We start from the raw sequence: 14581 nt of genomic DNA on the forward strand, positions 1-14581 counted from the left end.
CGCCTTGGTGAGCCGTTACCCCACCAACTAGCTAATGCGCCGCAGGCCCATCCCCAAGTGACAGATTGCTCCGTCTTTCCAGTTCTCTTCAGGAGAAGAAAACAACTATTCGGTATTAGCTACCGTTTCCGGTAGTTGTCCCAAACTTGAGGGCAGGTTGCCTACGTGTTACTCACCCGTCCGCCGCTAACCATCAGAGAAGCAAGCTTCTCAGAAAGTCCGCTCGACTTGCATGTATTAGGCATGCCGCCAGCGTTCGTCCTGAGCCAGGATCAAACTCTCCAATAAAGTATTGAAAAGAGCGATAAGCTCATTTTGAAACTGACGAGATTAAAAATCTCATTTATGCTCCAGTCGATTCAAGCCAAGGCTTGTCTCGAACTTTCGCGTTCATTCTGCAAGCAGAATGTTTACTCACTCGTTGTTCAGTTTTCAAAGATCAAACTTGATATTTTTCTTGCTTTTTCGTCACCATTTTCTCTCAGCGGCGACTTTTATAATATATCATACTTCGTTTGTTTCAGTCAAGCTTTTTTTGAAATTCTTTTTTCGAGTTCTTATTGAACTCAGTCATTTCGTCAAAAGCATTTAACCAAGCAAGCAAAGCAACGAGATATAATGTACCATATAAATATCGAAGGAGTCAACTACCCAAACAAAGAAATTTTCAAACCCAATAATAAACCAACACCCGGCAACCCTAAAATGCTCACAGTACCTATTGTAGCTGGGTTCAGTGGAATGTAAGTTCCGGTGATCCACCCTGAATAGTTAACTACATATATCCCTACCGCAGCCAGCACCAGATGAATACCGAATGATGTAAAAAATGATAACCCAATCCGTTTTCTAAACAAGATGATTATCAACCCTAGTAACGACACAACCAGCAAACTGCCTAATATAAGACTCTTCATACTCTCAACACCTCCATAATTGAATGTCACACCTCCGCCTACATGCTCACTCCTCGATCACCTATAACTGCCTTATTAATCCCTACACGTTTAGCGCGCTTCAAATGAATCTGATATTTACGCTCCGCGGCCTCCAGCACATAGATCGCATAATCGATTTCATCCTGCCCCTGTGCCTCTTCAAACTGTCTAACAGCCCGTTCCCACTCTGCCTTAGCTTTCTGTATATCTGAATAAATCTGGTCCTCTTCCATCTCCTTTAGCATTCTTTCGCGCTTCTCCACCGATCTCCCTACATTTCGCCATGTAAACATAAGCCATCCCCTTCCTGATCAGCACAGCATATTCTCATACATATCAGGGAAAGGACAAACTTAGAACTGAGCTAAATAAATTAATGAATCGTTATTTTAATCTCAACGACATTCTATGGATTAATAACCATACATCAGTAGAAATGAGAGACTTCACATTTAGGCAACGTTAAAAAGAGTATTAAAACAAAAAAAGAGAGCCTAAAGGGCTCTCTAAGTAATCCAAACTTATCTATTCTTTTCTTTAGGAAATCAATCATTATAGGCGCATGCTCTCATTAAGAAACACGCACTACTATCTCATCTCCCTGCGCCCTTCCAGCGCCTTGGAAAGAGTCACTTCATCCGCATACTCCAGGTCGCCCCCAACAGGCAATCCATGGGCAATCCGAGTCACCGAGATCTCAAACGGACGGACCAGACGGGAAATATACATCGCCGTGGCCTCACCTTCGATATTCGGATTTGTAGCCAGAATCAGTTCTTTAACTCGCTCATCGCTTAAACGGGTCAAAAGTTCCTTCAGACGGATATCATCCGGACCTATTCCCTCCATAGGAGAGATTGCGCCTTGCAGCACATGATAGTATCCGTCAAATTCCTTGGTACGCTCCATAGCCACCAAATCCTTGGAATCCTGAACTACACAGATTACCGAGACATCCCTGGATTTGTCCTGACAGATCCGACACGGGTCAGTATCCGTAATATTACAACACACCGAACAGTAATGAAGATTCCGCTTCACACTGACGAGTGCTTTGGCAAAGTCAATAACGTCATCTTCCTTCATTTTAAGCACATGAAAAGCTAGTCGCGCCGCAGTCTTGGGGCCAACACCCGGCAAACGGGTGAAGGCGTCAATCAGCTTCGCTATCGGTTCGGGATAATACAATCGATTGCGTCTCCTTTGATAGGATCAAATTTAATTAAAATAATCCCGGAATTTTCATACCGCCTGTGAATTTACCCATATCCTGGTTCGCAATTTCATCAGCTTTGGTCATTGCGTCATTGACTGCTGTCATAACCAGATCCTGCAGCATTTCTACATCCTCTGGATCAACCGCTTCTGGCTTGATAGTGATAGCCAGCAATTTCTTATGTCCGTTAACTTCAGCAGTTACAACACCGCCACCAGAAGTACCTTGGACTGTTTTGTCCGCCAGTTCCTCCTGCGCCTTCAGCATTTGCTCCTGCATTTTCTTCACTTGTTTCATCATTTGGTTCATGTTGTTCATGATTATTCATCTCCTTTGTTATAGTTATCGCGCCAGGCGCATGTATATCTATTCTTTGATCACTACAAGGTCCTCACCAAAGAGCTGGATGGCTTCATCAATCCAAGGCTGCTTGTTGCCTGAACCGCCGTCTTCATGCTCAGGTTCGAGCTTAAAGTCCTCCTTTGGCGTTTCAGTAGCCCCTTCCATCGCTCCAGTCCAATCTTTGAGCATCATCGTCACAAGACGCGCTGAACGTCCAAGCTGTTCAGACAATACCCGTTCAATCACTTCACGATTAGCCTGCTTCTCCGTAGTTTCACGGTGGATGTTGTTCTTAAACGCCACCAGAACATTGTCTTCCAGCAGCGATACCGGTTCACCATCCATAAACCAGGCGTGAACGGTTACTTTCTCTTCTTTGACGCGCTGCAGGATCTGCCCCCACTTCTTGCTAACCTCCGCAAACTCAGGAGATCCCTTACGTGCAACGTACTGATCAAGCTGTGCAGGCAGCTTCGCTGGCGAATTGCCTCTCGACACTGGAGCTCGTGTTGCCGGGCGTGAAGGAGCACTTGATGCAGCGTCCCCACCAGACAAACCGCCCTTAAGCGCGCGATCCAGCTTTTTCTCCAGTTCAGCAAGCTGTTGCTTCAGTCGGTTGATCTCCCCGCCATCCGCTGGCGCGGATACAACAGGAGCAGCGCCGGCCGAACCCGCCATCTGACCCGATGACGCCCCTTGAGTAGGAATACTGCACAGTTTAAGGAGAGCTACTTCAAACAGCGTCTGCGGCTGAACTGCATATTTCATCTCACTCTGGTACCGGTTAAGAGTATCAATCATCTGGAACAGCTGTTCCTTGGTGAATGATTCCGCCATATCACGGAACGACTCGGGATTAAGCACCCGATCCGTCAGTTTATCTGCATCCGGTACCATCTTAATCATAAGCAAATCACGGAAATAATAAAGCAAATTTTCCATGCACTTGTCCGCACTCTTACCTTCATGCATGAACCCTTCGATCATTTGCAAAATATGACCTACATCGCCTTTGAGCAGAGAAGCAGCCAACTTTGCAAACTGTTCGGAAGGAATGCCTCCGGTCATATCCATAACCTGCTGATAGGTTACCCTTCCATCTGTATAGGAGGAGATCTGATCCAGGACACTGAGTGCGTCCCTCATCCCTCCGTCAGACAGACGAGCAATATACTGGAGTGCGTCCTGATCAGCTTCCATACCTTCCTGTTCACAGATCAGCGTAAGTCGTGCTGTCTGTTCTTCCAGGGACACCCGGCGAAAATCAAATCGCTGACAGCGAGAAATAATCGTTGCCGGAAGACGATGGGGTTCTGTTGTTGCCAAAATAAACATCACATGTGGCGGAGGCTCTTCCAATGTTTTGAGTAGCGCATTGAATGCCTCTGTCGTCAGCATGTGCACTTCGTCAATAATATACACTTTCTGCCGGACTTCAGTCGGGGCGTATTTCACCTTTTCCCGAAGATCGCGGATTTCTTCAACGCCACGGTTGGATGCGGCATCAATTTCCTGCACATCCATCACAGCGCCAGTCGTAATCCTGCGGCAAGCTTCACATTCGTTACAAGGCTCAGGCGCAGGCCCGCGCTCGCAGTTTACAGCTTTGGCCAAAATCTTGGCGGCACTCGTCTTCCCTGTTCCTCTGGGCCCGCTAAACAAGTAGGCATGGGAAGTCCGCTGTTCACGAATCGCGTTCTGCAAGGTCTGAATAATATGCTGTTGTCCCACCATATCTTGAAACGACTGGGGACGCCAAGCCCGGTATAACGCGATATGCTCCATGATGCGTTACCTTCCTTCCACTTCGCATTCGAGTCCTTTGTCGTTCCCCCATTATACTATATTCCGGGGTGAATCCAAACTTTATCTGACTCATCATGCATGGTTTTTTTAGACATATCAAAAAGACCTCTGCATACATACAACTGCAAAGGTCTCTACATTTAAATGGTAAGCCGTGCACCTGCTATCGATATTTGCGATCCAAGCGGCACCCCTTAACAACAGCTCGGGCTAGGCGACCCTCCGGCACAAGAGTGATCTCACTTATGGCTGCTTCCTTCCGGACCTGACCAGGTTCATGAGTACTCATTGCGGAGGACCCAACCGTCAACACCACGTTAAGGGACCAAACCTCACATCGACAAAACCTCTAGCAGGAATTCAACCTCGCTGTAGCGGATTGCGAGTTACAGGGCACCGCTACCTCCCCATCTAGCACGGTAAGAAATAGTATAACTTAAGGTTGTCTAAATTGCAACCAGAGCGAAAAGAGCAGCAATACAATCACATAAAAACATATAAAAACCCCTGCCGGAACGGCAGAGGTGATTTGGATGTAATAGTCAGACAATTCCCAGGGAATTGCTGAATTAGATTCCGTATTTTTTCTTGAAACGATCAACACGGCCGCCAGCATCGATAAACTTCTGTTTACCTGTGAAGAACGGGTGGCACGCGGAGCAAATCTCTACACGAAGTCCGTCTTTAACCGAACCAGTCTCAAAAGTATTCCCGCAAGCGCAAGATACTTGACCAATCGTGTATTTAGGATGAATTGCTGCTTTCATTACCTTTCACCTCTTTCCGCCCTGAGCCTCAAGCGGACCCAGAGTAAATGGCACAACATCGAAGATTATAACACGGCCTAATGCCGGTTGCAATCCATTATTGTCATGAGGTGATCAGACGTTTCGGACGCGCCATTCCAGCTGGGGGAACGTGCGTGTATGAGCCGATAACGACATCAGGCAGCTCTTCCTCAAAGATCTCCATCATTTGCTTCATGCCCAAAATATCACCTTGAGCTGGAGGAATCAATTCCAGATAGCTCTCAGGGTCTATATTAAGATTACGCATTTGAATAAGACGCAAATCGGTTCTGCGAGCAAACTCAATCATCGCTTCAATCTCTTCCTCACGATCCGTTACTCCCGGGAAGATCAAATAGTTGATCGACGTATATACACCCTGGGAAGCAGCGTATTTCATCGATTTTTCTACATTGGCCAGTGTATATCCACGAGGTTTGTAGTATGCATTATAGTGGTCATCCAGTGCGCTGATTGTACTTACACGCATTAGATCAAGCCCAGCATCAACAATACCTCTCATGTGATCATTCAAACCGGCATTGGTGTTAATGTTGATATATCCCATGTCAGTAATGGAACGCACTTCGCGGATGGCTTCAATAATCAATTTAGCCTGTGTGGAAGGCTCCCCTTCACAACCTTGACCAAAGCTGATAATCGATTCCGGCGTTTTCAAGTGCTCCAGCATTACTTCAACGATTTCGTCTACACGCGGACGGAAATTCATCCGGGTCTGCGGGGAAACGAAGCCACTGTCATCCGGTTGCTCGGAAATACATCCGAAACAGCCTGCGTTGCAGGAATAGGATACTGGAACTCCGCCTTCCCAACGATTCAGGAAGGTATTGGAAGAAGTCAGACATTCATACCCGAGCGCACAATTGGACAAATGGGTATAGAGACGATTTTCGGGATATTGCTTCGTTAAACGTTTAACACCCGCACGTACGTCATCCCGATCACAGTTCAGTGGGTTCCATTTATCCGGATGATCTGACATCCGGGCAGTGACGTAAAACTGACCATCTTTCCAAACAACAGCCGAGTAACCGAACAAAGGCAGTTTGTACTCCTTATCCGTTTTTACATACCCCGGCAGACACAACCGAGTGAATCCTTGCGGAAGCAAAGCTCCAACCGCCTGTGTATCACTAGGCATTGGCAGCATTTCGCCAGTATCCGGGTCCATACCAATCGGACGTGTACTCGGCAGTCCAACCAGCGTTGCACCTTCCGGCAAAGGAATCAGCTCATCCTCCATAATTTCGACGATCATATCTCCACTGCGGGCCAGCCCGTACAGGGAAGGGTGATCAAATACATTACCTTTTTCATCTGCGTATACTAAATACATGATGTTCTCCTCACATCTAATGGGTTAAAGCCAAACGACGAGTATATTGTTAATCAACAGCAGCGCTGCAAAAATTGAGTTAAATCAACGACGTAATGCTAGGTAGTTGTACCGGACGCCGCAGTCTGTCTTGGCGAACGTCGAGTCGTAGTCGTTCCGGAGTTGCTGGTCTGACTGCTGCCAGCTGTATCAAATGCCGCTAGGAACTCAGCATTCGTTTTGCTATTACGCAGTTTCTTCAAGAAACCTTCGACAAAGTCGTGGGAATCGTTCATGTTTTTACGAATCGCCCAGATTGTATCAAGTTCTTCCTTGCTCAGCAACACTTCTTCGCGACGTGTACCGGAACGACGAATGTCGATAGCCGGGAAGATACGACGCTCTGCCAGCTTGCGATCCAGATGAAGCTCCATATTGCCCGTACCTTTAAATTCTTCATAAATGATATCATCCATACGTGAGCCCGTATCAATCAAAGCTGTAGCCAGGATCGTCAGACTTCCACCCTCTTCTACATTCCGAGCAGAACCGAAGAAACGTTTCGGACGATGGAATGCTGCCGGGTCAATACCGCCACTAAGTGTCCGTCCGGACGGTGGGATGACCAGGTTGTATGCACGAGCAAGACGCGTAATGCTATCTAGCAAAATAACGACATCTTTTTTTGCTTCAACCAGACGGAGCGCACGTTCCAGCACCAATTCCGCAACTTTGATATGGTTTTCTGGCAGCTCATCGAACGTAGAAGCTACAACTTCCCCTTTAACCGAACGCGACATATCCGTAACTTCTTCCGGACGTTCATCAATCAACAGGACAAATAGTTCAATTTCTGGGTTGTTGGTTGAGATGCTGTTGGCGATTTCTTTGAGGAGAAGTGTTTTACCCGCTTTGGGAGGTGCTACGATCAATCCGCGCTGTCCCAGTCCTACCGGGGCGAGTACATCCATAATGCGTGTGGACAAATGGCTGGGGGATGTTTCGAGAACCAGTTTCTTCTGCGGGTACAATGGGGTTAATGCCGGGAAGTGAAGTCTTTCCGCAGCCGCTGATGGATTCTCACCATTTACAGCGTTGACTTGCAGCAAACCGAAGTATCGCTCGTTTTCTTTAGGTGTTCTACACTTACCTGATACGAGGTCACCTGTTCTTAGGTCAAACTTGCGAATCTGTGAGGCTGAGATGTAGATGTCTTCCGTACTTGGCAGGTAATTGATTGGACGAAGGAATCCGTAGCCTTCAGGTAGAATTTCGAGCACACCCTGCATGAACATCAATCCACTCTGTTCAGCTTGTGCACGTAATATAGCGAAGATCAATTCTTTCTTTTTTAAAGTGCCGTAGTAGGGAATTTGATATTTTTTGGCCAGTTTGTAGAGGTCCGTTAGTTTCATTTCTTCCAAATCGGAAATTTGTAGATCCATATAATAACCACCTATTCAATTAATAAGTCCGTGAAATGGATAGTTTCGCTTGATGTTCCGGCTATAAGAGCAGCATCGTTCTGCATTTCTCTTCTGTCCATTGTACGGAATGTAACCGTTATAATGCAAATACTTGTCTTTGAGTGTAAGTTTCCGGGCGGGATGGCCAGCTTTCGGCAAGATCCGCTAGTGAGTGAACACGAATACTTGAGGCGTTCGATCCGGGCAGACCGGCTATGGAGCGCAGTTCAAACAAAACCGGGGTTTGGGGAAAAGGAAATGATGTTCTTAAAGCCATATGAAGTCTGACTCAAAAAAAGACCCTCCGGTAAAGGAAACAGGAACATTTCGTCTTATCCCGGAGAGACTGAGAACTCTATTAAAACAGGTTTACCCAATTACTGAAAGGATATGCAGTTCTGTCAAAATAATCACTTTAATGCCGTAAAACTCGTCATACAATACAGAATTAATCGGTTTCTCGCCACACATCTGCACCTAGCAGACGTAGATTGGTTACTAGATGATCGTACCCGCGATCGATAAACTCCACGCCTGTCACTTCGGTCACACCTTCACTGACGGTGAGACCTGCGATCACCAGCGCTGCACCAGCGCGAAGATCGGATGCTTTTACCTTGGCCGCATTCAATGCACTGCCTTCAATAATAGCTGACCGCCCTTCCACACGGATTTTTGCACCCATGCGTACTAACTCAGGAACGTGCTTGAATCGATTGCTATATACAAAGTCACTCAGGACACTCACACCCGTTGCCTGTGTCAACACACTGGTCATCGGGGACTGCAAATCCGTCGGAAAACCGGGATATACGAGCGCCTTAACGTCTACATGATTGTAGCTCGGTTTGCCAATGACACGAATACTTTCATCCAGCTCCTCAATGCCAACGCCCATCTCCAGTAACTTTGCCGTCAAAGCCTCCAGATGTTTGGGAATGACATTGTCAATCAGAACGTCGCCACGCGTTGCAGCCGCAGCGATCATATACGTGCCTGCTTGTATACGGTCCGGAATGATGGAATGACGGCAACCCTTAAGCTCCGACACACCTTCAATACGGATCGTTTCGGTACCGGCACCCTTGATGCTGGCACCCATTGAATTCAAAAGTGTTGCTACATCTATAATCTCAGGCTCTTTAGCCGCGTTTTCGATAATTGTAGAGCCTTTGGCACGAGTAGCCGCCAGCATGATGTTAATGGTTGCACCTACACTGCTTACATCAAGATAAATCTTTGCTCCGCGTAGCTCTTTGGCATGCAAATGAATGGAGCCGTGTTCGTTTGTTACCGTTGCGCCAAGCGCTTCAAACCCTTTGATATGTTGATCAATCGGACGAGGCTCAAAGTTGCAGCCCCCGGGTAAACCAATGGTTGCTTCTTTAAAACGCCCAAGCAATGCTCCCATCATATAATACGAAGCACGGAGCTTCTTCACGGGACCATTCGGCATAGGAATGGATTTAATGTCGGAAGGATCGATCTTCATCTGACTGCCTTCCCAATGTACACGAGCCCCGAGTTCCTCCAAAATTTCTGCATAAACCGCCACGTCACTCAAAAGCGGCAGGTTGTCCAGCACGACTTCTGACTCGGCAAGCAATGCTGCAGGAATAAGCGCGATGGCGCTGTTCTTGGCGCCGCTTATAGTTACAGTTCCCTGTAACGGACGTCCGCCACTAATCATCAATTTTTCCATAAAGCTTAATGTCCCCCTACGTGTTTTGCAGCCGGTTAACGGCAATACGTGCTGTTGGCTTTCGATGTAGAAATAAGGCGTGAAAATGGAAAGACACCGGCTAGGCGGTGTTCTTTCCACTTACACAGTATGGAACTGGTAAAGACAAATTACGCTTTGTTGTTGGAACCAAACTCGCGAATTTTACCTTTAACGGTTTCTTTGATTGCATCACGGCCTGGTACGATGAATGTACGTGGATCGTAAGCATCTGGTTTAGCTGCAAGCACTTCGCGAACCACTTTGGAGAACGAAATTTGGTTCTCAGTGTTCACGTTGATTTTGGAAGTCCCCAGGGAAATGGCTTTGTCGATATCATGTTTAGGGATACCTGTACCACCATGCAGTACCAGTGGAACGTTAACTGCATCGCGAACTTCTTCCATTTCTTTGAAGCCCAAGTTAGGCTCGCCATGGTAAGGACCGTGTACGGAACCAAGAGCTGGAGCCAATGTGTCGATACCTGTTTCTTTAACGATACGTACACACTCGTTCAGATCAGCGTACATGATACCACCGATAACGTCGTCTTCTTGTCCACCAACAGTACCTACTTCGGCTTCTACAGAAACGCCTTTAGCGTGTGCATATTCAACAACTTTTTTAGTCATTTCGATATTTTCATCGATGGAGTGGTGGGAACCGTCGATCATTACGGATGTAAATCCAGCATCGATCGCTTCTTTACACTTATCAAAGCTGGAACCGTGATCCAAGTGAATAGCAACTGGAACGGTGATTTTCATGTCGTGAATGAGTCCTTCTACTATTTTAACTACTGTGTAGAAACCGCTCATGTGACGTGCTGCACCTTCGGATACGCCCAAGATTACTGGGGATTTCTCTTCTTCTGCTGCAGCAAGAATCGCTTGAGTCCACTCAAGGTTATTGATGTTGTATTGACCAACTGCATATTTTCCTTCGAGTGCTTTGTTCAACATGTCTGTCATAGATACTAATGGCATGGTTTCAATCCTCCTAGGGGTGTTGGGTTGTGTCTATGGTTTTTAGCCGAAATCACATACGGGCTTATTATACCACATCCCATGTCAAATACTAAACAAGCATTTGCAAAAATGCTGTGCTTTGCAGCACAGTTTTCATAGACACAGCATGACGACGTCCCTATTTCCAATATTCCCCGGATGCCTGACTGAAATACCCTGTATGCCCACCTGTAAACTCTCACAGCTTCACACGCAAAAAAATCCTGTATCTACAGGATTCAGCTGCACTTATTTGCAGTATCATTTCGAAGCTGCATATTGACTGCCACTCGCATTTCATCGATATCAAACGGTTTCGTAAAGTGCATGAGCGCTCCAAGATCGGTAGCTTCTTTGATCATGTCCAGTTCACCATAGGCCGTCATCATGATGACTTTGATATCCGGATCAATTTCCTTAATATGTTTCAGAATTTCTAGGCCATCCATGCCAGGAATCTTCATATCAAGCAGCACAAGATCAGGTTTGTCATTATTTACTATCTCCAGGGCGATCTTCCCATTAGGCGCTTGGAACGTATTATATCCTTCGCTGCTGAACACTTCCATTAACAGGATTCGAATACCGTTTTGGTCATCAACAATCAACACTTTTTTATTTTCCACTAAGTAACCTCCTAGAATTAGGAAAGCATGTACGTCTGAATCTGGATAACAATCCCATAGTCGTCATGATAAGTATTCTACCTTACCCATTGAAATCCTGCTTACATCCCAAAATGCCAAAAACCATTTTCGCTCATCTCGATGCACTAAAAAAGGATGTCCCCAGCATCCTTATCGGCTGCCAAGAACATCCATTTATTTATAGCTTAATGATCAACACTTATTTTCCAGCGCTCTCCAGAGAAGCTTTTACAAACTCACGGAACAATGGCTGCGGACGGTTCGGACGGGAAGTGAATTCCGGGTGGAATTGTACTGCCAGGAACCACGGGTGTCCTGGAAGTTCCACGATCTCAACAAGACGTCCATCCGGGGATGTACCCGAGATAACCAGACCGGCTTTTTCGATCGCTTCACGGTATTCATTGTTGAACTCGTACCGGTGACGGTGTCTCTCATAGACCAATTCATCATCATAACAAGACATTGCCAGGGAACCTTCCTGAAGCTTACAAGGATACAGACCCAGACGCATTGTACCACCCAGGTTTTCGATGTCTTTTTGTTCAGGCAACAGGTCGATCACCGGGAACTCTGTAGCTGGATTGATCTCGGAGCTATTTGCTCCATTCAAACCAACGATGGAACGTGCATATTCAATAACAGAAACCTGCATACCCAGGCAAATACCGAAGAACGGAATTTGTTTCTCACGGGCATAACGAATCGCAGATACTTTACCTTCAATACCCCGATCACCAAATCCGCCTGGAACGAGGATTCCGCCTACGCCGTGCAGCAGATCGCCCACATTCTCATCGGTGATATCTTCGGAGTGAATCCAGCGGATCTTGACATCTGCATTGGATGCAAATCCTGCATGAGACAAGGATTCAACAACACTCAAATAAGCATCATGCAATGCCACATATTTACCTACAATGGCAATCTCCACTGTATGCTTCAGCTTATTGATACGGTCAACCAGCCCTTCCCACTCGCTCATATCCGGTGCAGGAGTAGTCAGCTTCAGGTGGTTTACCACGATCTCATCCAAACCTTCTTCACGCAGGTTCAAAGGCACTTGGTACAATGTGTCTGCATCACGGCATTCCACCACGGCATTTTCATCAATGTCACAGAAGAGAGCGATTTTGGCTTTCATGTCTTTGGACAGCTCATACTCTGTACGGCATACAATGACATTCGGCTGAATACCGATGCTGCGCAATTCCTTCACGCTGTGCTGCGTTGGTTTGGTTTTCACTTCTCCGGCAGCCTTGATGTAAGGAATAAGTGTTACATGGATGTACATCACGTTGTCACGACCTACATCACTCTTGATTTGACGAATAGCTTCCAGGAACGGCAAGCTCTCGATGTCACCTACCGTACCGCCGATCTCCGTAATGACAACATCCGAACCCGCTTCACGTCCTGCGCGGAATACGCGCTCTTTGATCTCGTTCGTAATGTGTGGAATGACTTGTACCGTTCCGCCCAGATATTCCCCGCGCCGCTCTTTGCTGATGACGGAGGAGTATACTTTACCAGTCGTGACGTTGCTGTTTTTGGAGAGGTTGATGTCAATAAAACGTTCATAGTGGCCAAGGTCAAGATCCGTTTCCGCGCCATCATCCGTTACAAAAACCTCACCATGCTGATAAGGACTCATTGTTCCCGGGTCGATATTGATGTATGGATCAAATTTTTGAATAGTTACCTTCAACCCTCTGTTTTTCAGCAATCTGCCCAGCGAGGCAGCCGTTATCCCTTTGCCCAGGGAGGACACAACTCCGCCCGTCACGAAAATATACTTTGTCACTGTTATTACCCTCCTAATATAAGTACAGAAATTCAGGCGATATATGGTATTATCGTAACCCGTTTCCCAGGTAATCATCGTTAAAAAGAGCAATGGCAGAAATTCCCTGCATCTGCGAACTGCTCTTTCATGCGAAGACCGTGTGTAAACAACGTTGTTCTACAGCGTAGAATGGTGCAAACCTTCCGGGAGCCAACTACCGAGCCTGTCCCTAAATAGATATCATTGCATCGATCCATTTGGTGTTTTGGATATACAAAAATAGACCACGGATTGTTGGCCGGGAGCATGCGGAATTCAAATCATTTTGCAAAATTCTGCCTCTAAAAATACAAAAAAAGTACTCCCGCAGGACGGGGCACTTTTTATAAAAAACATAAATATTTTGTCGCTCATTCATAAGCCCATGCAATAGTTTACCCGTTACCCCGTCTGCTGTCAAGGCTGACTATGCGGGGAAAACGGGTAAACTATCGATGTCAAAAATGACTGCTACTTATCGGAATCGTCGTCAAATTCACCCTCGTCTTCGGACTCTTCTTCATCGTCTTCTTCGAGGTCTTCCTCTTCCAAATCGTCATCTTCAACTAGAACTTCTTCTTCGCCATCTTCTTCGTCAAAGATGTCGTCTTCGTCATCATCATCGTCATCATCATCTTCGTCCTGATCATCATCAGAATTGTCGAAGTCTTCGTCGCTGTTGTAGCTGTCTTCCTCTTCCCCGAAGTCCTCATCTTCCAGATCATCGTCTTCATCGTTGATGATGCGCGGACGCTTCGCACCCGTCATGGTATCTTCCGATCCAGCTACCGGATACCAGCGCTTCAAGCCCCACAGACTTGTACCGACGCAAGCAAAACGGCCATCGATATTAATCTCGGTATATAACTGGGCGATAAACTCGTTGATTTCTTCATCAGTCATTCCGCGCTGTTTAGCTACCTCATTCATCAAATCACGGTAGTAATACGGCGTATTGGCCGCTTTCAGCACCATAAAGGCGAGGTCCACCAAAGGAATCTCTCTGACCTTTTCTTTATCAATTTTCAAATTGAGCGAGGTACTCACTGACAGACACTTCCTCTCACACAAAATTCACTTTATATCCCTACGAACTGGAATGTTACATATAACATATCCATTAACAAACCTAAGTAAAACCTATTTAGCCTCAAAAAGCAAGTTTTTATGTATGGATGTCTCATAATTCCAAGAAGCGACTTCAAACGAGCAATGTATAGACCCGTAAGAGACCGCTAACTCGCGGGCATATCGTCCTTTTTGCAAAAAAAGCATGATCATATAAAAAAGACGGAGTCCCCTCCGCCTTCTGACTGTATACCCTTGAAGGATCGCTCCTCACCAGGGTCCCCGCGAGAGCCCTCTAGCCCTCCATCCATCATATGTCCCTGCGCCCGTTTTGACACGAAGAGAATGTGTTTTTGTAAAAAAAGGGCAGGTTCCCCATGCGGCGGGATCAATGAATTCATAGAATACCTCAGCATGTTCAT

General features: G+C 46.3%; 13 protein-coding genes, 1 rRNA gene and 1 other RNA gene. All 15 read right to left on the reverse strand.

From position 1 onward, the window contains the following. Window positions 1–288 (reverse strand): 16S ribosomal RNA (locus BLV50_RS31885); the annotation flags it as partial. A 359-nt stretch (window positions 289–647) separates the two neighbouring features. Further along, window positions 648–917 (reverse strand): pro-sigmaK processing inhibitor BofA family protein, encoded by a 270-nt coding sequence (locus BLV50_RS31890; protein WP_090812001.1) that lies wholly within the window; start codon window positions 915–917, stop codon window positions 648–650. 38 nt (window positions 918–955) lie between these two features. Beyond that, window positions 956–1183 (reverse strand): DUF2508 family protein, encoded by a 228-nt coding sequence (locus tag BLV50_RS31895; RefSeq protein WP_079697741.1) that lies wholly within the window; start codon window positions 1181–1183, stop codon window positions 956–958. A gap of 343 nt (window positions 1184–1526) precedes the next feature. After that, complete coding sequence (gene recR / locus BLV50_RS31900; RefSeq protein ID WP_053779059.1) at window positions 1527–2126, reverse strand: recombination mediator RecR; 600 nt, start codon at window positions 2124–2126, stop codon at window positions 1527–1529. Window positions 2127–2160: 34 nt separating this feature from the next. Beyond that, window positions 2161–2472 carry a YbaB/EbfC family nucleoid-associated protein gene (locus BLV50_RS31905; RefSeq protein ID WP_024628773.1) on the reverse strand — a complete coding sequence of 104 codons (312 nt, stop codon included), beginning with the start codon at window positions 2470–2472 and terminating at the stop codon, window positions 2161–2163. Window positions 2473–2520: 48 nt separating this feature from the next. Beyond that, complete coding sequence (dnaX, locus tag BLV50_RS31910; RefSeq protein ID WP_090812003.1) at window positions 2521–4281, reverse strand: DNA polymerase III subunit gamma/tau; 1761 nt, start codon at window positions 4279–4281, stop codon at window positions 2521–2523. A gap of 173 nt (window positions 4282–4454) precedes the next feature. Further along, window positions 4455–4722, reverse strand: an RNA gene (gene ffs, locus BLV50_RS31915) — signal recognition particle sRNA large type. A 149-nt stretch (window positions 4723–4871) separates the two neighbouring features. After that, complete coding sequence (gene rpmE / locus BLV50_RS31920) at window positions 4872–5069, reverse strand: 50S ribosomal protein L31 (RefSeq protein ID WP_024628775.1); 198 nt, start codon at window positions 5067–5069, stop codon at window positions 4872–4874. Between the two features lie 103 nt (window positions 5070–5172). Beyond that, entirely contained in the window at window positions 5173–6447 is a 1275-nt protein-coding gene (locus BLV50_RS31925) for a radical SAM family protein (protein WP_063567655.1), read from the reverse strand. A gap of 98 nt (window positions 6448–6545) precedes the next feature. Further along, the gene (rho, locus tag BLV50_RS31930; RefSeq protein WP_063567654.1) at window positions 6546–7871 is read right to left on the reverse strand and encodes a transcription termination factor Rho; all 1326 of its coding nucleotides are present in this window, start codon (window positions 7869–7871) and stop codon (window positions 6546–6548) included. Between the two features lie 469 nt (window positions 7872–8340). Continuing rightward, entirely contained in the window at window positions 8341–9594 is a 1254-nt protein-coding gene (locus tag BLV50_RS31935; RefSeq protein WP_063567653.1) for a UDP-N-acetylglucosamine 1-carboxyvinyltransferase, read from the reverse strand. 149 nt (window positions 9595–9743) lie between these two features. Continuing rightward, window positions 9744–10598: a class II fructose-1,6-bisphosphate aldolase gene (gene fba, locus BLV50_RS31940; RefSeq protein ID WP_063567652.1), complete on the reverse strand. Its 855-nt coding sequence runs from the start codon at window positions 10596–10598 to the stop codon at window positions 9744–9746. A 260-nt stretch (window positions 10599–10858) separates the two neighbouring features. Beyond that, the gene (locus tag BLV50_RS31945) at window positions 10859–11245 is read right to left on the reverse strand and encodes a response regulator (protein WP_024628781.1); all 387 of its coding nucleotides are present in this window, start codon (window positions 11243–11245) and stop codon (window positions 10859–10861) included. Window positions 11246–11465: 220 nt separating this feature from the next. After that, window positions 11466–13070, reverse strand: a complete 1605-nt coding sequence (locus BLV50_RS31950; RefSeq protein ID WP_063567651.1) for a CTP synthase — start codon at window positions 13068–13070, stop codon at window positions 11466–11468. A gap of 492 nt (window positions 13071–13562) precedes the next feature. After that, the gene (rpoE, locus tag BLV50_RS31955; protein WP_063567650.1) at window positions 13563–14138 is read right to left on the reverse strand and encodes a DNA-directed RNA polymerase subunit delta; all 576 of its coding nucleotides are present in this window, start codon (window positions 14136–14138) and stop codon (window positions 13563–13565) included. Window positions 14139–14581 lie beyond the last annotated feature (443 nt).

Origin of the sequence: Paenibacillus sp. 276b, assembly GCF_900107875.1 — a bacterium.
Lineage (GTDB): Bacteria > Bacillota > Bacilli > Paenibacillales > Paenibacillaceae > Paenibacillus > Paenibacillus marchantiae.